The organism is Proteus appendicitidis (assembly GCF_030271835.1).
Classification (GTDB): Bacteria; Pseudomonadota; Gammaproteobacteria; order Enterobacterales; family Enterobacteriaceae; genus Proteus; species Proteus appendicitidis.
In genome coordinates this window covers 2,054,336-2,073,829 of the sequence record NZ_CP127389.1, presented here as the reverse complement: position 1 = coordinate 2,073,829, position 19,494 = coordinate 2,054,336, and the positions used below count along the sequence as shown (strand labels likewise).

Genomic DNA, 19,494 nt, shown 5'->3' with positions numbered 1-19,494 from the left:
AATATTTATCTCTTTCTTTTTTATGAGCATTATTAGATATTTATATCTGCAATAACAGGAATAAATCTGCAAGATCAAAAAAGGATCAAAGTTGCTTGAGCGCACTAGATATCACGGGCTTTTGTGGCACTCATGCAGGTGCATAAAAAGAGGTCGATTTAGTGCGCGGGCGTGGCGGGGTCACGATTGCGTTTTGAGGGGGTTGAAAACATTATTCCTCGCAAATTTCCAGCGCGTAGAACGATTAAAACAAGATACAGTTATCGGAATGTCAAACAAATTACATGCGCTTAAAATGGATTGTAGGCGCATTTAATACGGGTTTGAGAGGGTAAAAATTAGGCGGATTCGCCTTATCAAGGGGTAAGCGGTATAATAGAATTGGGTCACTATTATTATTAGTCAGACCGATACTTATACCTTACAGGTAAAACAATACCGCCAGTGTCGGCGGTATTGTTCTTTGTGCGGTGATGTTACTCATCATCTAATGTGTACTTATCAAACTTAATCACTTCTTCACCTAGCCAATCATTAATCTGTAATATCTTGCTTTGCAGTGGCGCCAACTCATTACGAAAGAAAACCTTTGCCGCTTTTTCTACGTCGCCAAAGCCACCGGTATTCTGTGGAATGATCCCCATCATTTGAGGCGGTACACGGTGTGCGGCTAACATATCGTCACGGCTAACATTCTTGATATTCATAAATTCATCTTTTGCCGCAATCTCACTTAGTGGAATAACTTGTACCCCGTCTTTCTTGCCGTTCGGTGCGTGGATAAACAGGTTGCGGAAATTGCCGGGGCCTTTGGAATTTTTCATTGCATCACGAATTTTATCAATATCACTTTGGTTTTGTGATGCATCACTGACGTATAAAATAAATCCGGCATGGCTACCATTGCGATAATACTTAACACGGAATAGGGTAGCGGCTTCATTCAGTAGCACTGACATAGTGGATGCCAGATATTCCGGTAATCCATATAGCTCTTGATTTAAATCGGGTTCGTATAACTGAAACACGCTACCGGGCTTAAATTCATACGGTTTTGAGTGATAGCCATAGCGTACAAACCAATAGCTATCATCAGCAATACCACGGCGGGTATATTTTGCTAACGTTGGTGTGAGTTTTAATAAGTTACCCACCATATTATTACGCCGTTCAAGATAGGCATTGCCAAAGGTTAAGAAGTCGAGCGCAAACCGGCTAAAGTCTAACTTAGAGAGAAAACGGTTAGGCTGGAACGTGCTGACTAAAATATTACGTTTCACATAAATCGCACTGCTATGATGCGTTGCCGCACGAAATAATTTTGATAACCCATCAAAGCTAATTGGTGGCTCATACCAATTATCAATTTGCGCACACTCCAGATAATCAAAAATTTCTCGTTTATCTAACACTGGAACGGGATCACCAAAGGTAAAGGCTTCCATGCTGTTATTGGCGGTTGCCGTTTGTTGTGCTTTAAAACTCTTTTTATTTTTACGGCTCATCAATAAATCTCCACAATGTTATTACTGTTCTCGGTGGTGCCAGTTAATGGTTCGTTGAAAAGGGCGTGCATCGTTGCCCATGCAAGGTCAGCATGTCCGCTTTCTTCACTGCGTGAGGCTTCATAAGTAGGGCGGTTACCGCTTCCGGTGGTAGTACGGCGAATGGAAGTAAAGGATTGAATGATATCAACGCACTGCGCATCGAACTCTAAACGTCCGTGACTAATCACGTCATAAGCTTTAATGACTAAAGCATTTTTGACATTCGGGTTATAAATAAACTCACGCGCAGCAGGAAAAAACTGAATGACATTTTGATAAACACCATGACCTAGCCCAGTGGTATCAATGCCCATATATTCAACATAGAAACGTTCGGTGATTTTTTTAATGGCGTCAGCTTGTGCGCGAAAATCCATGCCTCGCCATTGATGGCGTTCTAATATGCGGAATTTCCCTCCTGGTACTTTCGGCGGAGCGATAACCACACAACCGGCACTATCACCATTTTCACCGCCTTTGCTGGGGTCGTAACCTACCCAAACAGGATTATAGGCATAAGGGCGAAGGGCTAACGGTTGAATGTCATCCCACACCTCCCAACTGTCCACCATGCAATTTTGCATCATGTTAAAGTTGAATAGAGATTCGATATCATCCATAAAGTGACACATAAGCAGGTTGTTATATTCGTCTGGGCTATACTCTTTTTTGAGTTGCTCTAAATCGAATAAATCACAACCGCCCCGCAACGCATCTTCAATATTGACGATTTGTCGCCACTGCCCATCCTCACATAAACGCCCATTCACTAACGCTTCATGTGAGATATCAATATCAACACGATCTTCTTTTTTGCGTCCGCGGTTATACAGCTTGCCCGACCAAAACGGGTACGCTTCATGGCTCATGGTTGACGGTGTTGAAAAGTAGGTTTGTCGCCAATGTTTTTGTATGGCCATACCTGAAGTAACTTTGCGTAACTCCTGAAACTTGGGTATCCAAAAGGTTTCATCCAGATATAAATTGCCGTGATAACTTTGTGCCGTGCGGGCATTAGTGCCAAGGAAATAGAGCGTTGCACCGTTGCTTAACATCAATGGGTCGCCTTTTAATTCAACATCAACCTCCAATGCCATTTTGATAATGTATTCACGGAACATATAGGCTTGCGCTTTACTGGCGGAGAGAAAAACCTGATTACGTCCGGTGGTCAGGGCATCAATAAAGGCTTCACGGGCAAAGTAAAACGTTGCGCCGATTTGACGGGATTTTAAAATATTGCGGATACGGTGATGACCGGCGCGATACCACACTTTTTGATATTCAAACAGCGTATTGCGAAACTCATTTTCTAACTTTTCAATTTGTTCTTCTGAAAAGAAGTTTTTCTCTGGCTGACGGCGTTCGCCTTTATTGCGGTTAGCAATCTTAGGGTTTAGGTCCGTTTCATTACCGCCGTTTTGATATTTTTTTATGCGGGATAACTGCGCCATTTGACGCCCTAATAAATCAATTTCTTTAAAATCTTTTCCTTCTTTATTTTCTTTTAAAACAAGCTTGCAGTAACGCGCTTCAACGGTTAACTCTGCGCGTTCGGTCGGATTAATTTCATCCCAATTATCACGGCGTTTCCAACTGTGAATAGTAGACGCCTTTTCGCCTAGCGATTCCGCTATGCGGGCAATGCGGTAACCTGAAAAATACAGGTGCATTGCTTTTTTTCGGTTATCAAATGTTTCGGTAATAGCCATTGCACAATCACTATTTCTTGCTTAAGTTACGGCTAGTCTATTGACCGTGGATCACCGATTCGCTTCATTCCTTTTGTGCCATTTCTCAAACAAACCTTATTCATTGTTTAACGCCCCTTTTAACCGACAACATACAGACCAACGAATAAACGGATGCAGTCTGGAGTAGTGTGCATGTCGAAGAAATCAAAACCGGTTCGTCTTTGTGTTGAAGGGGCGACAACGGACGGGCGTCGAGTTGACCGCGAATGGTTAACCCAAATTGCAAAAAACTTTGATCCCGCGGTTTATGGTGCGCGAGTCAATATCGATCACTATAACTATTCATGGGCGCCACGCTTTGGTGATGTGGAATCGGTGTATACCGAGGAAATCAAAGAAGGGGCACTGGCAGGTAAGTTGGCATTATACGGTGTGATCAATCCGACACCTGATTTAATTGAACTCAATAAAAAACGTCAAAAAGTTTATACCTCTGTCGAAATTAACCCGAGTTTTTCAGATACCGGTGAAGCCTATCTGGTCGGTCTTGCAGTAACCGATAACCCCGCGAGTTTAGGCACTGAAATGTTGCAATTTAGTGCCAATGCACAAAGTAGCCCACTTTCAGAGCGCAAACAAAGCAAAGATAACGTCTTTACTGCCGCAGAAGAAACACATCTCGAATTTACTGACGAAAAACCAGAAAGCGATAAGCCGGGACTTTTTAGCGTCATTAAAGAGATGTTTTCTAAAAAACAACACAGTGATGATGCGCGATTTACCGATGTGCATCAGGCGGTAGAGCTGTGCGCCCAAGAAGTACAAACCCTTTCAGCAGAAATTACCGCATTAAAAAGCGCAGACCAAAGCGAAGCGGTAAAAGCGCTCACGCAACAACTCACGGAATTAAAAAACCAATTTGAAAATACAGACGCCTCGTTCTCACATCGTCCGCCGGCAACGGGTGGCGAAAATAACGGCGAAGTGCTGACGGATTGCTAAGGTAGTGAACAAACCATGAAAAAAGAAACTCGTTTTAAATTTAATGCGTATATGACGCAACTCGGTAAAATTTACGGTGTTAGCGCCCAAGAGTTTAGCGATACCAAAGTACCGATTGAACCGTCTGCTGCTCAAAAATTAGAAACTACGATCCAGCAATCGGCAGAGTTTTTAACGCACATTAATATTGTGCCGGTTGATGAGCAAGTCGGTGAAGCCATTGGTTTAGGTATCGGTTCGACTATCGCGGGTACCACTGACACAACAGCAAAAGACCGTGAAACAAGCGATCCGATTAAGCTGACCAAAAATAGCTACCTTTGCCAGAAAACCAATTACGACACCCATCTGGAATATTCGAAAATTGATATGTGGGCGAAGTTTACCGACTTTCAAACCCGTATCCGTGATGCGATTATCCGCCGTCAGGCATTAGACCGCATTATGATTGGTTTTAATGGTACGCACCGCGCCGATAACTCTGATCGCAAAAAATATCCCTTACTGCAAGATGTGAATTCAGGCTGGTTACAAAAAGTCCGCGAGCGTGCGCCTGAACATGTGATGGGCAGTATCACGCAAGACGGTACAACAACAGCCAAACCGGTTTATGTTGGTAAAGGGCGCGCGTATCAAAATTTCGATGCGTTAGTCCAAGACACCATTGATAAGGCAATTGATCCAGAATATCAGGACGATACCGGTCTTGTTGTGATTTGTGGGCGCAAATTATTAGCAGATAAATACTTCCCACTGGTCAATAAAGACCAAAACAACAGCGAAAAGCTGGCAGCAGATACCATTATCAGTCAGAAACGTATTGGCGGTTTACCTGCTGTACGTGCGCCGTTCTTCCCTGATAATGCCTTTTTTATTACTCGTCTTGATAACTTGTCGATTTATTTCCTTGCGGATTCTCGTCGTCGCCAAGTGCTGGATAATGCAAAACGTGATCGCATCGAAAACTACGAGTCAGTGAATGAAGATTTCGTGGTTGAAGATTTCCGCGGTGTGGCATTGGTTGAAAATATTGTTTGCAAAGATGCCGAAGAAACACCACCCGAAACCACTGACGTTACCGACGACAACGCGGTAACGGAAGAAACACCGGCTGAAAATAAAAAGGCGAAATAATGGTGTTATCTCCGTGGGAAAAACACCGCATGAGCCTAAGCGCGCAACAGTCCACCCAATTGGGTGGGCATGTGAGTCGCAACACGAAAGGCTATCACATGATGCTGTTACGTCTTGCGACAGATAAAAAAGAGCTAAAACATTTTCAGTCACGCGAGCGCAAAGAGGCTTATAAACGCAAGATATTAGCCAATTATCAGCCGTGGGTTGATGGGGCGCTATCCGGCGGCAGTGGCGTGCAAGATGATGTCTTAATGACGATTTTGCTGTGGAAAATTGATGCGGGTGATTATGAGGGGGCGTTAGATATTGCCGTTTATGCATTAGCTAACCGTTTAGTGATCCCCGGTGTTAACCGCACCACGGGCACCGTGATTGCCGAAGAAATTGCCGATTCGGCAATGCGAGCGTATGCCGTGAAATCACCGGTATCTTTAGCAACGTTAGAGCGTACACGCGCCCTTACCGATAATGAAGATATGCCCGATGAAGTGAGAGCAAAACTCTACAAAATCTTAGGGTTAGTGCTACGCGATAATAATCGCCCACAAGAAAGCTACTGCGTATTAAGCCGAGCCTTAGAGTTAAATATTAATGTCGGAATAAAAACCGAATTAAAACAACTCGACAAAGTGCTCAAAGCCCAGCATGACGCTGAAAAAGTATTGTGACACCACGTCAGGGCGGCACGGAAAAAGCCACTCGCTTTCTTTCGTCCACCGCCCACCTATTTTAAGGTTTTCCTATGGATTATGTTTCTGCTAACCCTGTGCCACAACATGATGAAACCATTAAAAATAATGACTTTTTCCCTGATATTCAGACTCGTGATTTTCAATTGCAAACACGCGTCGATGGCACGGTGACACCGGAACGACTGAAAAGCACGTTACTGAACGCCATGATTGAAGTGAATCGCGAGTTGTATCAGTGGCGCATTGGTCAATCTGCAAAAACATTAAAAGACGTGCCTGCCGAACAGATTAACGGTGAAAGTGAACTGATGGTTTTATATCAGCGTGCGGTGTTCTGTTTTGCAAAAGCCAGTTTAATCGAACGTTATCGCGATATTGATACCACCGCACAAGGTAATAAAAAAGCCGACACCATGACACCGGTGATTGATGAAGTGTGGCGTGATGGTCAATGGGCTTTACAACGTATCAAAGGGGAAACCCATAACACGGTGGAGCTTATCTAATGCGGATTTATACCCAGCAAGGGGATACCGTAGATGATATTTGTTGGCGTTACTTTGGTCAGTCATCCGGCATGATTGAACAAGTATTAGAAGCTAATCCGGGGCTTGTTGAATTAGGGGCAATATTACCCACAGGCACAGTGATTGAGTTACCGGACACGCCACAACAACACAGCACCACACCGATTTTACAACTTTGGGATTAACCCCTTTAAGGGGGAAAGGTATGAAGAAGATGCCCTATAAAGATCCAAGTAATATTAATTGGCTGACTGCGTTATTGGTTAGCTTAATGGCGCTCTTTGGCAGTATCGCCAGTTATGCTAACAAGGTGTTAAAAGGGGAGCCGTTCCGCTTTGGGATTTTAATTGCACAAATTATTGTTTCCATGTTTGCGGGTATGTTTGTTCTGTTAGGTGCCAGTTATTTTCAATGGCAAATGGAGATAGCCGGTAGCTTTGCGGGTATGGCTGGCTGGTCTGGTGCTGCATTGGTGAGTGCATTAGAAAAACAATTCTTAAGGAAGGCATCAGGTGAATAAATTTATCTTCAGTCAGCGCAGTAAAAATAATCTTATTGGCGTTAACCCGCTACTAGTGAAAATTGCTTATCGTGCATTAGCCATTTCTACGGCAGACTTTGCGGTGATAGAAGGTATTCGCACACTTGAAAAGCAAAAAGAAAACGTCAAAAAGGGTGTTTCAAAAACATTAAACAGCCGTCATTTAACAGGCGATGCCATTGATATTTTACCCTCTGTCATTAAACCGGGGATGGAATGGCAACCGCATTTTTTTGAACCCGTATTAATGGCATTCAAACAAGCCGCAGATGAAGAAGGGGTGACATTGCGTTTTGGTAAAAACTGGAAAAGTGATCCCAACTTACCCGTTGAAACTCGTTTTCCTGATTATCCTCATATCGAGGTACTGAAATGAAATTAATCGGTTTAAGGTTTGCTGCGATCACGGGTGTTGCGGTGACTATCTTGTGTTTCTTCTTACTCTTGAAGATGAGTACATTAGAGGCAGAAAATCATAAGCTTAAGGGTGACAATCTCGCCCTTAAGCAAAATGTTATCAGTCATCAAGACGCTATTGAACGCTATCAGAAAGAACTAACCCGTTTATCAGAACTGGATAAACAACACATAAAGGCGCTAACCGATGCAAAAAATGATATTAGCCGGCTTAATGATGAGTTGCGCAATAATACTAAACGGGTGTACATCAAAGCCGATTGCCCCAACTCCGATAATCGCACCACCGCCACCGCCGGCATGGGTGATGCAACCCCCGCACGACTTACCGAAACAGCTCAACAAGATTATTTACGTCTCCTCGAAATGATGGCGGAGAATAAGGCACAAACGGAATATTTGATTGATTATACAAACCGATTATTACAATACATCAATAAGTTAAACCATGAAAAAGCCTGCAAACCTGCGTGATACATTAATTAAAAAGGTAAGCTATTTAGGGGATAACCCCGATAGGCTCTACACCTTTATTGACGGCGGGGCGATTGTGGCAACGGGTGCAAGCAGTCAATCTTATGAGTATCAATACAATCTCAATATTATTATTGATGATTATCCTGGTGACCAAGATGTGTTAATGGCGGTGATCATTGGTTGGATTGAACAACATCAGCCTGATATTTTCCTTAATCCCGATAAACGCCAAAGTCATTTTACCTTTGATGCCTTTATTGATAGCAACCAAACCGCCAGTATCAGCATTGATTTAAAGCTGACTGAGCGTGTCCTCGTTAATGTGCAAGCGGGTAAATTGGTTGTCGGTGCAGTTGAAGAGCCAGCTGATCCGTTTGAAAGTTGGGAGAGTGTGGCTCATGAACGCCGATGATTTCAGCCCGTTAACCCAAGCGTTATCCGCTATGCTGGCAAAAGCCTCACCCAATGAGCGTAAAAAGTTAGCTCGTGAAATTGCCCGTGATTTACGCAAAAGCAATTTACAACGTATTCGCGCGCAAAAAAATCCAGATGGAACGGCATTCACTAAGCGTAAAGCCGCAACGGTTACCGTGTTGCGAGGAATGAAATTTGTCTGGAAAGGGCAACCGCGCAGTTTAAAAAATTGGCGATTACGTAAAACGAAAAAGGGCGAAGTGATCACCGGCTATGATTTGGAAAAGAAAGCCGAACGTAGTTTTTATAAGCGCGATATTTTGCGTTTTATTGAAGTGAAAAAAGACAAAATCAGCACTTCAAAACCCAATAAACAGACTCGCATGTTTAAGCGTTTAGCCACCGCCCGTTATTTGCGCATGACAGCAAATGATAAAGGTGTCTCCCTCTCTTTTGCCCCTCAAGTCGCGGGCATTGCTGCGGTGCATCATTACGGTTTAAAAGAGCGAGTGCGGGGCAAGTCATTAGAAATTCAATACCCTGAAAGAAAGCTATTAGGCTTTTCACCGGCAGATATTAAACATATTGAAAATCAATTACTGGAATTCCTTTCCCGTTAATTGTCCTGTCTTTGAAACAATCCCAACCTCGTGAGTTTTTTTATTTCCCGTTGCACATTGCGAGTATGAATATCGCAGAACTTATCCGAAAAATACAAAACTTGATCCGCACTGGCGTTGTGATTGATGTCAGTGCGGAAAAAGGGTGTCGAGTTAAAACGGGCGACAATGAAACCGACTGGCGCCCGTGGCTTACTGCGCGTGCCGGAAAATCGCGTTCATGGTGGGCGCCGAGTATCGGCGAACAAGTGTTATTGCTGTCAATCGGTGGTGATTTAACCACCTCGTTTGTGTTACCGGCAATATTTAGTGACGATTTTTCAGAGCCATCAACCTCATTAACTGCCCATCGTCATGAGTATAAAGACGGTGCAGTAATTGAATATGAACCCGCAACCGGGGCGTTAATAGTCACAGGAATTAAAACCGCCGAGATTGAAGCCAGCGAATCGGTCACGGTCACATCACCCGATATTACGTGTGTCGCGACAAGCAAAATCACCTTAGATACTCCTACCGTTATTTGTACCAACAACTTAACCACGGGATCACTGACGGTGCAAAAAGGCGGCACAATGACCGGCGATATTACCCATGTTGGCGGACAAATGTCCTCTAATGGCGTGGTGGTTTCAGCCCATACTCACGGTGGTGTGCGTACAGGTGATGGTAATACAGGACAGCCGCAATGAACTATCTCGGTATGAATGTACAAACCGGTGAACGTATTACCGATATTGAGCACGTTCGCCAGTCGGTGAGAGATATTTTTAACACCCCCATTGGTAGCCGATTGATGCGCCGTGAATATGGCAGTTTGCTTGCCGATTTAATTGACGGCCCGGTTAACGCCAAGATGCGACTGCAATTAATGTCGGCGTGTTACACCGCGGTTTATCGTTGGGAGCCACGTATTGTGATGACTGCCATTGATATTCATAGCCAACAGGAACAGGTGATTGTCGATATCACCGGCTATTACGCCCATAACCAACAACCGATTAATTTCTCTCTACCGGTGACATAATGCCAACGATTAACTTAAGTCAATTAACACCGCCCGATGTGATTGAGTCGTTAGATGCAGAGCAACTGTTACGGGAACGCAAAACGACGTTGATTGCCTCGATGCCAACACATTTACGTGATGCGGTGGCTAACACGTTATCATTAGAGTCTGAACCCCTGACCAAGCTGTTAGAAGAAAACGTCTATCGTGAGTTGTTATTGCGCCAGCGTATCAATGAGTCCGCGCGTGCGGTGATGGTGGCATATGCGAGAGGGGCAGATTTAGACCAATTAGCCGCGAATTATAATTTATCGCGTTTAGTGTTACGTCCCGCCAATAACCAGACTATTCCGCCCACACCGGCGATTTTAGAGTCTGACGATGATTTGCGTTTACGCATTCCCGCCGCTTTTGAGGGGTTAAGTGTTGCGGGGCCGGTGGGCAGTTATGAATTTCATGCCCGTAGTGCCGATGGTCGGGTGTCTGATGTGTCCGCGATCAGTCCAACACCGGCAAACGTCACTATTTCCGTGTTATCTCGTGAGGGTGACGGTACTGCATCGGAAGAGTTACTGCGCATTGTTGAACATGCGTTAAACGATGAAGATGTGCGACCGGTTGCTGACCGAATCAAAGTACAATCCGCAAAAATTATCCCTTATCAAATTGATGCGACGTTATTTCTCTTTCCGGGACCCGAATCGGAGCCGATACGCAAAGAAGCAAATCAACGTCTGACGCAATACATTACAGAGCAACACCGCTTAGGGCGTGATATTCGCCTGTCAGCGATTTATGCCGCATTGCATGTGGAAGGTGTGCAACGTGTGGAATTAAAACAGCCCGCAAAAGATGTGGTGCTGGATAAAACGCAAGCTTCGTATTGCATCCAAAGTACCTTGACCCTTGGTGGCTCGGATGAATAGCTTGTTACCGTCAGGCAGTAGCCCATTAGAAAAGGCGGCCGCTATTGCTTGTCAATCCTTGCAAACCTTGCCCGTGCCATTGCGCCAATTATGGAATGCCAGCACATGCCCCGTTGATTTACTGCCGTATCTTGCGTGGGCCTGGTCGGTTGATCGATGGGATGAAAACTGGTCGGAGCCTGTTAAGCGCCAAGTAGTACGGGATTCGATGTTTATTCACCGGCACAAGGGCACCATTGGCGCACTTAAGCGTGTAGTTGAGCCGTTAGGTTACATCATCAAAGTCACGGAGTGGTGGCAAACCGACGATCCGCCGGGCACGTTTCGCCTTGATGTGGGTGTGCAAGAAAACGGTATTACCCAAGAAATCTATGACGAATTAGAACGTTTGATCGCTGATGCTCGCCCTGTTAGTCGGCACCTTTTGGGTTTATCTATCAACCTTGATTCACAAGGTGAGTTTTATCTCTCTGCCGCAACGTTTAGCGGTGATGAGTTAACGGTTTATCCGTATTTTGCAGAAGAAATTACCGTGTCTGGTGCGCCATTAACGGCGGTCGGAGTACACATTATTGATAAAGTTGAGGTCGCACATGAGCGCTAAATTTTTCGCCTTATTAACGGTGATTGGTGCCAATAAACTGGCAAAAGCCACGGCATTAGGCACCACCTTAAAAATTACTCAAATGGCGGTGGGTGACGGTGGCGGAACGTTACCAACACCCGATACACAACAAACTAAACTCGTGGGTGAGAAACGCCGGGCGGGATTAAACACCTTATTTGTTGATCCAAAAAACGACAGCCAGATTATTGCTGAACAAGTGATCCCTGAAAATGAGGGCGGTTACTGGATACGTGAGATTGGTTTATTTGATGATGAAGGCAGTTTAATTGCCGTAGGTAATTGCCCAGAAACCTATAAGCCACAATTGCAAGAGGGAAGCGGACGAACACAGACTATCCGCATGATTTTAACCGTTAGTCATACTGGTTCGGTTGAGTTAAAGGTTGACCCCTCGGTGATATTGGCGACCCGTGAATTTGTCAATGATGCCATTGAAAGTGCCTCAAAACAGACATTGGAGGAGGTGGCTAAGCTTTATGCCACCAAAGCCGAATTAAGTACGGGTTTAAGTAAAGTACAAAAATCAGCGGATGACGCTAACACAAACGCCAATAGTCGCGTACCTAGTACCCGTAAAGTTAATAATAAACCACTGAGCACTGATATTACGTTAACGGCGGGTGATGTGGGTGCTGCGACGCCAGCACAAGTTAACGAAGCCAAAACTGCCGCAAGCAATGCACAGACTGCGGCTAATAATGCTAACAATAATGCCAATGGTCGAGTACCTAATTCGCGTAAAGTGAACAATAAACCATTGAGTGCAGATATTACATTAACGGCGGGTGATGTAGGTGCTGCAACACCGGCACAAGTTAATGAAGCAAAGACTGCCGCAAGCAATGCACAGACTGCGGCTAATAATGCTAACAATAATGCCAATGGTCGAGTGCCTAGCACTCGCAAAGTGAACAATAAACCATTGAGTGCAGATATTACATTAACGGCGGGTGATGTGGGCGCTGCGACGCCAGCACAAGTTAACGAAGCAAAGGCAGCTGCATCTAATGCACAGACTGCAGCAAGCGCAGCACAAACCACAGCAAACAATGCGAATAACAACGCTAACGGTCGAGTGCCTAACACTCGCAAAGTGAATGGAAAACCACTAAGTACTGATATTAGTTTGACTGCCGGTGATGTGGGGGCTGCAACCCCCGCACAAGTGAATGAAGCCAAGACAGCCGCTAGTAATGCCAACACTAATGCCAATGGTCGAGTACCTAACACGCGTAAAGTAAATGGCAAACCACTAAGTGCTGATATTAGTTTGACTGCCGGTGATGTAGGCGCTGCAACACCCGCGCAAGTTAATGAGGTGAAAAATTCAGGGTTTGGATTTAATCAAAATTGGTCAGATGTTACAACGCAAAGACAAGCGAATGTGACGTACACCAATACATACAATAAACCCATTATGATTAGTATTTACGTGGAACTATCTGGCAATAATGCTCCGGGTGTAAAGCTATATATAAATAGTTTATTGGTTGCGTATTCTCATGTTCGGTATGACCAAAATTTGAAAGTTGCTTTTGTAACGTCGGTTATTCCAGTGGGTGCTAAGTATTCTTATCAATTAGATGAAGGCAAAGCAAAAGTCATGGAGTTTAAATAATGAATTATTATCGAGATAAATTGACAGGGATCGTTTTTGCTTATGATGACTTTCAAGTCAAAGAGGGTTGGGTTGAAAAAGGATTAATCGCAATGTCTGATGAAGAAATTAAGTTACATTTAAATCCGCCATTAACCCAAGAGCAATTAACTGCACAATCTTTAGAGCTGAAGCGACGACTCATGGGAGAAGTTCGTACAGAAACCAGCTTGTTACAGTCAAAATTATTATTGGGAAGAATAAGTGAAGATGAAAAAATATCACTTAATCAGTGGTTAGATTACTTAGATGAATTAGAAGCTATTGATATTAGTTTAGCCCCTGATATTGAATGGCCACAAAAACCAGAATAACCTTTGTACCAACCCTCAAACAATCTCGCTTTCGTGCAATTTAACCGCTAATTTTTCATGCTACACGGACACAGTTATAGGAGTCCGTAAGCATGGCACAAGATTATCATCACGGTGTCCGCGTTATTGAAATTAACGAAGGCACCCGCCCCATTCGCACTATCAGCACCGCTATTGTCGGCGTGGTTTGCACCGCTGATGATGCGGACGAAAAAACTTTTCCTTTAAACAAACCCGTCTTATTGACCGATGTGTCACAGGCTATCGGTAAAGCAGGGAAAACCGGCACCTTAGCCAGCACGTTAAAGGCGATTGCAGATCAGGCTAAACCCATCACCGTTGTGGTGCGTGTAGAACAAGGCGAAAGTGAAGCAGAAACCACCACTAATATTATTGGTGGCACTACTGAAGAAGGGCTAAAAACAGGGTTGCAAGCACTGCTAGCATCACAAGCCCAGCATGGCATTAAACCTCGCATTATTGGCGCGCCCGGTCACGACACGTTAGCGGTTGCCAATGAGATTGCAGTAATTTGTCAAAAGCTCCGTGCCTTTGGCTATGTGTCTGCTTACGACTGTAAAAATATCAGCGAAGCAATCAAATACCGTGACAACTTTGGTCAACGTGAATTAATGGTTATTTTCCCTGATTTCACGTCATGGGATAGCACCACCAACAGCGAATCAACCGCTTACGCCACGGCGCGCGCGCTAGGTCTGCGTGCCAAGTTAGACAATGATATCGGTTGGCATAAAACCCTATCTAACATCACCGTTAACGGTGTGACGGGCATATCTAAGGATATCTATTGGGATTTACAAGATCCCGCTACCGATGCCGGTTTACTGAATGAAAAAGGGGTGACGACACTTATCCGCCGTGATGGTTTTCGTTTTTGGGGTTCGCGTACCTGTTCGGATGATCCACTGTTTGCCTTTGAATCTTATACCCGTAGCGCACAAGTCCTTGCTGACACCATGGCAGAAGGGCAAATGTGGGCGGTTGATAAGCCGTTAACACCGTCTTTAGCGCGGGATATCGTTGAAACCATCAACGCAAAATTACGTTCACTGGTCAGTCAGGGTTATTTGTTAGGCGGTGAATGTTGGTATGACCCGACATCAAATAGCAAAGAAGCACTTAAAGACGGCAAGCTCACACTGGATTATGACTATACACCCGTGCCACCAATGGAAAATCTGATGTTACGTCAGCGTATTACCGATAAATACCTGATGGATTTCGGTAACAAAATCAAGGGGTAAATCATGGCGTTACCACGCAAGCTAAAGAATTTTAATTTATTTATGAATGGCGCCAATTATGTGGGCGTTGCCGAAGAACTCACATTACCCAAAATCACCCGCAAGTTAGAAGCCTATCGCGGGGGCGGTATGAATGGTTCGGTGCAAATTGATATGGGCCTTGATGACGGCGCGCTTGATAGTGAGTTTACCCTCGGTGGTGTTGATATTGACGTTTATCGCCAGTGGGGTGCATCTACTATTGATGCGGTTCAATTGCGTTTATGTGGCGCTTATCAGCGTGATGATACGGGGGAAACATTAGCCGTTGAAGTGGTTCTCCGTGGTCGTTATAGCGAAATTGATGGCGGTAACTGGAAATCGGGCGACAACACACAAACCAAAATTACCGTAAAACCCACTTACTACAAGTTAGTGATGGACGGCCAAGAAATCATTGAGATTGATATCGTCAATATGGTGGAAAAAGTGGACGGTAAAGACCTGTTACAAGCACAGCGTGATGCGCTGGGGCTTTAATTAAATGCGGAAAGAGAACATGAAAGAGCCAATCGAAGAACAAAACAAAGAGCAAATTGAGTGGGTTGTTGTGAATGGTGACCAAGCCACGGTGACACTAGAACAACCGATTATTCGCGGTGAAACCAAAATCGACAAAGTGACCGTAGGCGATATCGTCAGAACCATTGCAGGGCGCAATAATGTCACAGCGGTAGTTGATCCTGGTCTTGATACAGTGAAGATTGAACACATCGACCAGACTAATGAGTCAGACGGCAGTTTTTTAACGCGCTTAGGGCAATTAAACGGCGCCACCGCCTGCGTTAAAAACGGGTGTTTACTGTTTATGGTGCAAGGAGGCAATACCACCGCCAGTGGTCAAGCATTACCGCTAGTACAAATTACCCGTAGTGTGGGTGATGGCCACCGTTTTTCATTAGTGGATAGAGGCGCTTATACTGGCGTGACTGCCAATTATTTAAACACCCGTAAGCCACAAGAGAAAACACAATCACAAATAAGGCGCAGAAAACCCACTACAGATAAACCGAAAAAAGAAGAAGAGAAACAAGGGGAGTATCTTGTTGGTGAAGAAGGTAATGTGATGGTGTTGTCACACACTTACGCAAGTAAAAGTAATGCCGAACGTGCTGCGAAAGCCGCGTGGGAAAAAATCCAGCGGGGTGTTGCTTCATTTAGTATTACGCTGGCGAAAGGGCGTGCGGATCTCTTTCCTGAACTGCCGGTACAAGTGAGCGGATTTAAGCCTGAGATTGATGAAGCCTATTGGACGTTGGTCACGGTGAGCCATTCACTGAACAATAGCGGATTTACCACCTCGTTAGAATTAGAAGTCAAAAGCAGTGAGATAGATATGGATAAGGAATAGTGCCTGTGTATAATTACAGGTAATTTCCACATCATAAAGAGGTAACCCGTTTATGATGATTTGTCCTGTTTGTGGTCATGCCGCGCATACTCGTAGTAGTCAGCAAATATCTTCCGATACCAAAGAACGTTATAACCAGTGCCAGAATATCAATTGTGGCGCGACGTTTGTCAGCCATGAAACCGTAACGCGGTTTATTTCAAAACCTCAATTGATTGAACGGGTAGAGCCGCATCTTGATAAGTATTGTCAGCAGGTGTTGGGGATTTGATGAAAAAGCCCGGAGTGTTCCGGGCGTTGTTTATATCTGAAGTGTTCTATTTTTTCTTTGTATCACTTTCATCAGTACAAACTCGTTTTGATTTACTTGTGCTTCCATCATTACAAATAAATTTACCATTCTCACAGTGAGATACACCGCCTTTTTTACCAGAACAAGGGTAGTTTTGAGCGGATACAGTATTGATTGAAAACAAGCTGAGAAGTGTAATTATGAAAGCTGAAATAATAACTTTGTTCATTACAAATATTCCTGTCAGTAAGATTATTTGAGATAAGTTGCAGAGTTATTATTGTAGTATAAGTTTGCATGTTGGAGATGAAGTGTTATCAATATACTGTACGAAATTATTTTTAACATTAAATTTTTCTAATTTTATTTTGTTACTATTAGATACAAATATTAAATCTTAAATATCTTGATAGGAAACGATTAAATTTCACTAAAATTCATGTACTCTTAATGGATATGAAAGATTTATTTAGACAAGGAAAATATGATGATAAGAACATTTCACTCTATTGGGCAAGGTGCATTTTATACAGAGGAATTTGATAATTTTACCTTTGTTTATGATTGTGGTACTGCGACGGTAGGGGTAGATGCTCATGGAAAATCAACTAATTCTAAAGCACGGATAAATACCTACGTGATGAACTATTTTGAAAGTGGAAAAATTATAAACTTTTTATTTATTTCTCATTTTCATAGAGACCATATTAATGGTTTGGAGTATTTATTATCGCACTATGAAGTTAATCATATTTATATTCCCCAATATGATATTTATGAGCGAGTAATTGAACTTATTAATATAAATAATGAAGATGGTCATGAAGAAATAAAAATAAACTTTAACTTGTTCGATAATAAATTAATTTTAGAACCTATTAAAACAATAAAAGCCATATCAACAAATATAAAAGTAAATTTAGTTAAACATGACTATAGTGATAATATAATTGATAATGATATCAGTGATTATGAAGTATCTCCAGATAACTATCTGAATAGTGGTGAACTGTTGTCTTCTCCAATTCCTAATTGGATATTTATTCCTATTAATTATAAAAATGAATCTCGTTCACGTAAATTTAGTGAAAAACTTAAGAAGTTAAACATTGAATTCAGAAATACTGATGATTTTGTTAAAGCCTGGGGTGATGAAGATAAAAGGAATAATATTACCAGTATATTCAAGGGGTTACCAGGAGAAGCAAATGAGAATTCAATGGTAGTTTATTCTGGTTCCAGTATAAATAATTATTTATTTAGTGACATTAATCATATTTCTCTCACTGAAAAAGAAATCGAAGAAGATGAAATTAATTTTGAAAGAAATGTTATTGGAATGAATGAAAGTAGTTGTATATATTTTGGTGATTATGAGGCTAAAAAGAAAGGTGCATTGGAATTAATTAAGAATAGATTAAAAGCGTATTATAACTCTGTTTGTACTATTCAAATACCTCATCATGGTTCATTTGAAAATTATAGTGAAGACATAAACGAAACACATAACATCTATTCTGTTATCTCGTATGGAGAAAAAAATAGGTATGGGCATCCTAGCCCTTGTACAAGAAAGCTTATTGAAAAAAATGCTGGTATTTTGTTCGAAGTTACAGAAAAACCATCAACAATATTACGTTTTTTTATAGATGAAAGATAATTTAAACCACAATTACATATTGAAAAACCTTCAAAACAAAAAGCCTCTCTTTCAAGAGGCTTTCCGAAATGTGGTCAATATGTGGACATTGACGCTGATTAAATCCTTTTATATCAATCTATTAAGTCAGTATAAAAAGCCTCACTTAGCGCATTTGATTACTTAATTCGCACGAGTGCAAAATAAGCAAATCGAAGATAATCAATAAGTTATACAGAAAGGCATCTTTTTTAAGATGCCTTTTTTTGTACATAAAACCATCAATTGATAAAAATAGAATTACCAGCAAATTTAACCTTGTTAGAGCCAAATATATAGTGCTCGAATTGCTGATATTGAGACATCATTGACCCCAAATATTGGTTGAACATTGAAATCCGAATATCATTAACTTATCTTGAGCCTCATATTGATGGAACTTTGTTATTACTATATACCTATCAAATAATTATGGTTATATTCACTACTTATCCCTCATATATTCACTCTTTCTGCTCAACAATAAACATCGTTAAAAAATTATCAAGAACATCAAGTATGAGAAGATTAGGAAATTATTTTGTTATAACTGTTCATTAATTAATCAAATAGTCTAAAGTGAGACATAAATTAAGACAATTAATGTATTTATTGTGTAATATTTTGTTTTGTATGTATTAATTAAGGAAAGTGAGATGTTTCAACCACATATTTTAGTTTTATCTGGTCGTAGTAATGTAGGCAAAACACAGTCTATAAAACTAGTTTACGACAAAATTGTAACCTATGTGTATAAAAGGCTATTAATAGATTTTAAAGGTGAAATTAAAGTTACCAACTATTTGAGTAAAAAAGCGACATCAGATATAAAAATCATGATTGAAATAGGTGATTTTAAAATAGGAGTTGAGAGTCAGGGGGATCCTGTTGCCCCATCAAAAGGTTTGGGACGTCTTTATGAGAGCCTTGAATTTTTTGATAAAGAAAACTGCCATTTAATTATTACTACCTCAAGAACTAATGGAAATACTGTCGATTATATAAAAGCATATCAAAATAAATATGAAATCAAATGGTATGAAAAAAAATTGGAATCTAACGAATTTATGGAGTTAGGCTGGGAAAGAGCAGCCAATTGTATGTATGAAGATGCACTTGAGCTATATCTATTATTTATTAATAACAATAAATATATAAAAAAAGAGAAGTGAAGTGTCTAAACATGAAAAATGGCTTGATAGAGTATTACCAAACCACTCATTTTGTTTGTTAACAACTTGAAGTTTGAAATTCAAGTTAGAACGGT

General features: G+C 42.1%; 25 protein-coding genes. 22 read left to right on the top strand and 3 right to left on the bottom strand.

Going from position 1 to position 19,494, the window contains the following annotated elements:
- Positions 1-476 precede the first annotated feature (476 nt).
- Positions 477-1,505: a phage portal protein gene (locus QQS39_RS09695; RefSeq protein ID WP_285804409.1), complete on the bottom strand. Its 1,029-nt coding sequence runs from the start codon at positions 1,503-1,505 to the stop codon at positions 477-479.
- The gene (locus QQS39_RS09690) at positions 1,505-3,259 is read right to left on the bottom strand and encodes a terminase ATPase subunit family protein (protein ID WP_285804408.1); all 1,755 of its coding nucleotides are present in this window, start codon (positions 3,257-3,259) and stop codon (positions 1,505-1,507) included. Before QQS39_RS09690 ends, QQS39_RS09695 begins: the two co-directional genes overlap by 1 nt.
- 174 nt (positions 3,260-3,433) lie before the next feature.
- Between QQS39_RS09690 and QQS39_RS09685 the strand changes: the two genes are divergently transcribed.
- From QQS39_RS09685 to QQS39_RS09590, 20 genes are all read left to right on the top strand, one after another.
- Positions 3,434-4,243, top strand: coding sequence for a GPO family capsid scaffolding protein (locus QQS39_RS09685; RefSeq protein WP_161748362.1), 810 nt, complete (start codon positions 3,434-3,436; stop codon positions 4,241-4,243).
- A gap of 15 nt (positions 4,244-4,258) precedes the next feature.
- The gene (locus QQS39_RS09680; protein WP_285804407.1) at positions 4,259-5,377 is read left to right on the top strand and encodes a phage major capsid protein, P2 family; all 1,119 of its coding nucleotides are present in this window, start codon (positions 4,259-4,261) and stop codon (positions 5,375-5,377) included.
- Positions 5,377-6,048 (top strand): phage terminase small subunit, encoded by a 672-nt coding sequence (gpM, locus tag QQS39_RS09675; RefSeq protein WP_285804406.1) that lies wholly within the window; start codon positions 5,377-5,379, stop codon positions 6,046-6,048. The genes QQS39_RS09680 and gpM overlap by 1 nt, the downstream gene beginning before the upstream one ends.
- 74 nt (positions 6,049-6,122) lie before the next feature.
- Entirely contained in the window at positions 6,123-6,578 is a 456-nt protein-coding gene (locus tag QQS39_RS09670; protein WP_159287578.1) for a head completion/stabilization protein, read from the top strand.
- Positions 6,578-6,784: a tail protein X gene (locus tag QQS39_RS09665; RefSeq protein ID WP_161748360.1), complete on the top strand. Its 207-nt coding sequence runs from the start codon at positions 6,578-6,580 to the stop codon at positions 6,782-6,784. Before QQS39_RS09670 ends, QQS39_RS09665 begins: the two co-directional genes overlap by 1 nt.
- A gap of 20 nt (positions 6,785-6,804) precedes the next feature.
- Positions 6,805-7,119 (top strand): phage holin family protein, encoded by a 315-nt coding sequence (locus QQS39_RS09660; RefSeq protein ID WP_232806239.1) that lies wholly within the window; start codon positions 6,805-6,807, stop codon positions 7,117-7,119.
- Entirely contained in the window at positions 7,112-7,516 is a 405-nt protein-coding gene (locus tag QQS39_RS09655; protein WP_285804405.1) for a M15 family metallopeptidase, read from the top strand. The genes QQS39_RS09660 and QQS39_RS09655 overlap by 8 nt, the downstream gene beginning before the upstream one ends.
- On the top strand, positions 7,513-8,031 hold the full coding sequence (locus QQS39_RS09650; protein WP_285804404.1) for a lysis protein: 519 nt from the start codon (positions 7,513-7,515) through the stop codon (positions 8,029-8,031). Before QQS39_RS09655 ends, QQS39_RS09650 begins: the two co-directional genes overlap by 4 nt.
- Entirely contained in the window at positions 8,006-8,446 is a 441-nt protein-coding gene (locus tag QQS39_RS09645; RefSeq protein ID WP_161748357.1) for a phage tail protein, read from the top strand. Before QQS39_RS09650 ends, QQS39_RS09645 begins: the two co-directional genes overlap by 26 nt.
- The gene (locus tag QQS39_RS09640) at positions 8,433-9,068 is read left to right on the top strand and encodes a phage virion morphogenesis protein (protein WP_161748356.1); all 636 of its coding nucleotides are present in this window, start codon (positions 8,433-8,435) and stop codon (positions 9,066-9,068) included. The genes QQS39_RS09645 and QQS39_RS09640 overlap by 14 nt, the downstream gene beginning before the upstream one ends.
- A 65-nt stretch (positions 9,069-9,133) precedes the next feature.
- Positions 9,134-9,760, top strand: a complete 627-nt coding sequence (locus tag QQS39_RS09635) for a phage baseplate assembly protein V (protein WP_142836795.1) — start codon at positions 9,134-9,136, stop codon at positions 9,758-9,760.
- On the top strand, positions 9,757-10,095 hold the full coding sequence (locus tag QQS39_RS09630) for a GPW/gp25 family protein (RefSeq protein ID WP_161710260.1): 339 nt from the start codon (positions 9,757-9,759) through the stop codon (positions 10,093-10,095). Before QQS39_RS09635 ends, QQS39_RS09630 begins: the two co-directional genes overlap by 4 nt.
- On the top strand, positions 10,095-11,003 hold the full coding sequence (locus tag QQS39_RS09625; protein ID WP_285804403.1) for a baseplate assembly protein: 909 nt from the start codon (positions 10,095-10,097) through the stop codon (positions 11,001-11,003). The genes QQS39_RS09630 and QQS39_RS09625 overlap by 1 nt, the downstream gene beginning before the upstream one ends.
- On the top strand, positions 10,996-11,607 hold the full coding sequence (locus QQS39_RS09620) for a phage tail protein I (protein WP_109397499.1): 612 nt from the start codon (positions 10,996-10,998) through the stop codon (positions 11,605-11,607). The genes QQS39_RS09625 and QQS39_RS09620 overlap by 8 nt, the downstream gene beginning before the upstream one ends.
- The gene (locus QQS39_RS09615; protein ID WP_285804402.1) at positions 11,597-13,249 is read left to right on the top strand and encodes a phage tail protein; all 1,653 of its coding nucleotides are present in this window, start codon (positions 11,597-11,599) and stop codon (positions 13,247-13,249) included. The genes QQS39_RS09620 and QQS39_RS09615 overlap by 11 nt, the downstream gene beginning before the upstream one ends.
- A complete protein-coding gene (locus QQS39_RS09610) occupies positions 13,249-13,602 on the top strand; it encodes a tail fiber assembly protein (protein WP_159363702.1) in 354 nt (117 codons plus the stop codon). Before QQS39_RS09615 ends, QQS39_RS09610 begins: the two co-directional genes overlap by 1 nt.
- Before the next feature lie 92 nt (positions 13,603-13,694).
- Complete coding sequence (locus QQS39_RS09605; RefSeq protein WP_161748353.1) at positions 13,695-14,867, top strand: phage tail sheath protein; 1,173 nt, start codon at positions 13,695-13,697, stop codon at positions 14,865-14,867.
- 3 nt (positions 14,868-14,870) lie between these two features.
- Entirely contained in the window at positions 14,871-15,386 is a 516-nt protein-coding gene (locus tag QQS39_RS09600) for a phage major tail tube protein (RefSeq protein ID WP_285804401.1), read from the top strand.
- A gap of 19 nt (positions 15,387-15,405) precedes the next feature.
- Positions 15,406-16,257, top strand: coding sequence for a contractile injection system protein, VgrG/Pvc8 family (locus QQS39_RS09595; RefSeq protein ID WP_285804400.1), 852 nt, complete (start codon positions 15,406-15,408; stop codon positions 16,255-16,257).
- A gap of 52 nt (positions 16,258-16,309) precedes the next feature.
- Positions 16,310-16,528: an ogr/Delta-like zinc finger family protein gene (locus tag QQS39_RS09590; RefSeq protein ID WP_161669303.1), complete on the top strand. Its 219-nt coding sequence runs from the start codon at positions 16,310-16,312 to the stop codon at positions 16,526-16,528.
- Between the two features lie 46 nt (positions 16,529-16,574).
- Here QQS39_RS09590 and QQS39_RS09585 read toward each other — a convergent pair whose 3' ends face one another.
- A complete protein-coding gene (locus tag QQS39_RS09585) occupies positions 16,575-16,778 on the bottom strand; it encodes a YdcA family protein (protein WP_285804399.1) in 204 nt (67 codons plus the stop codon).
- 255 nt (positions 16,779-17,033) lie between these two features.
- On the opposite strand from QQS39_RS09585, the gene QQS39_RS09580 reads away from it, so the two are divergent.
- Both QQS39_RS09580 and QQS39_RS09575 read left to right on the top strand, forming a co-directional pair.
- Positions 17,034-18,209 (top strand): ComEC/Rec2 family competence protein, encoded by a 1,176-nt coding sequence (locus QQS39_RS09580; protein ID WP_285804398.1) that lies wholly within the window; start codon positions 17,034-17,036, stop codon positions 18,207-18,209.
- Positions 18,210-18,883: 674 nt separating this feature from the next.
- A complete protein-coding gene (locus QQS39_RS09575) occupies positions 18,884-19,399 on the top strand; it encodes a hypothetical protein (RefSeq protein ID WP_285804397.1) in 516 nt (171 codons plus the stop codon).
- Positions 19,400-19,494: the final 95 nt, after the last annotated feature.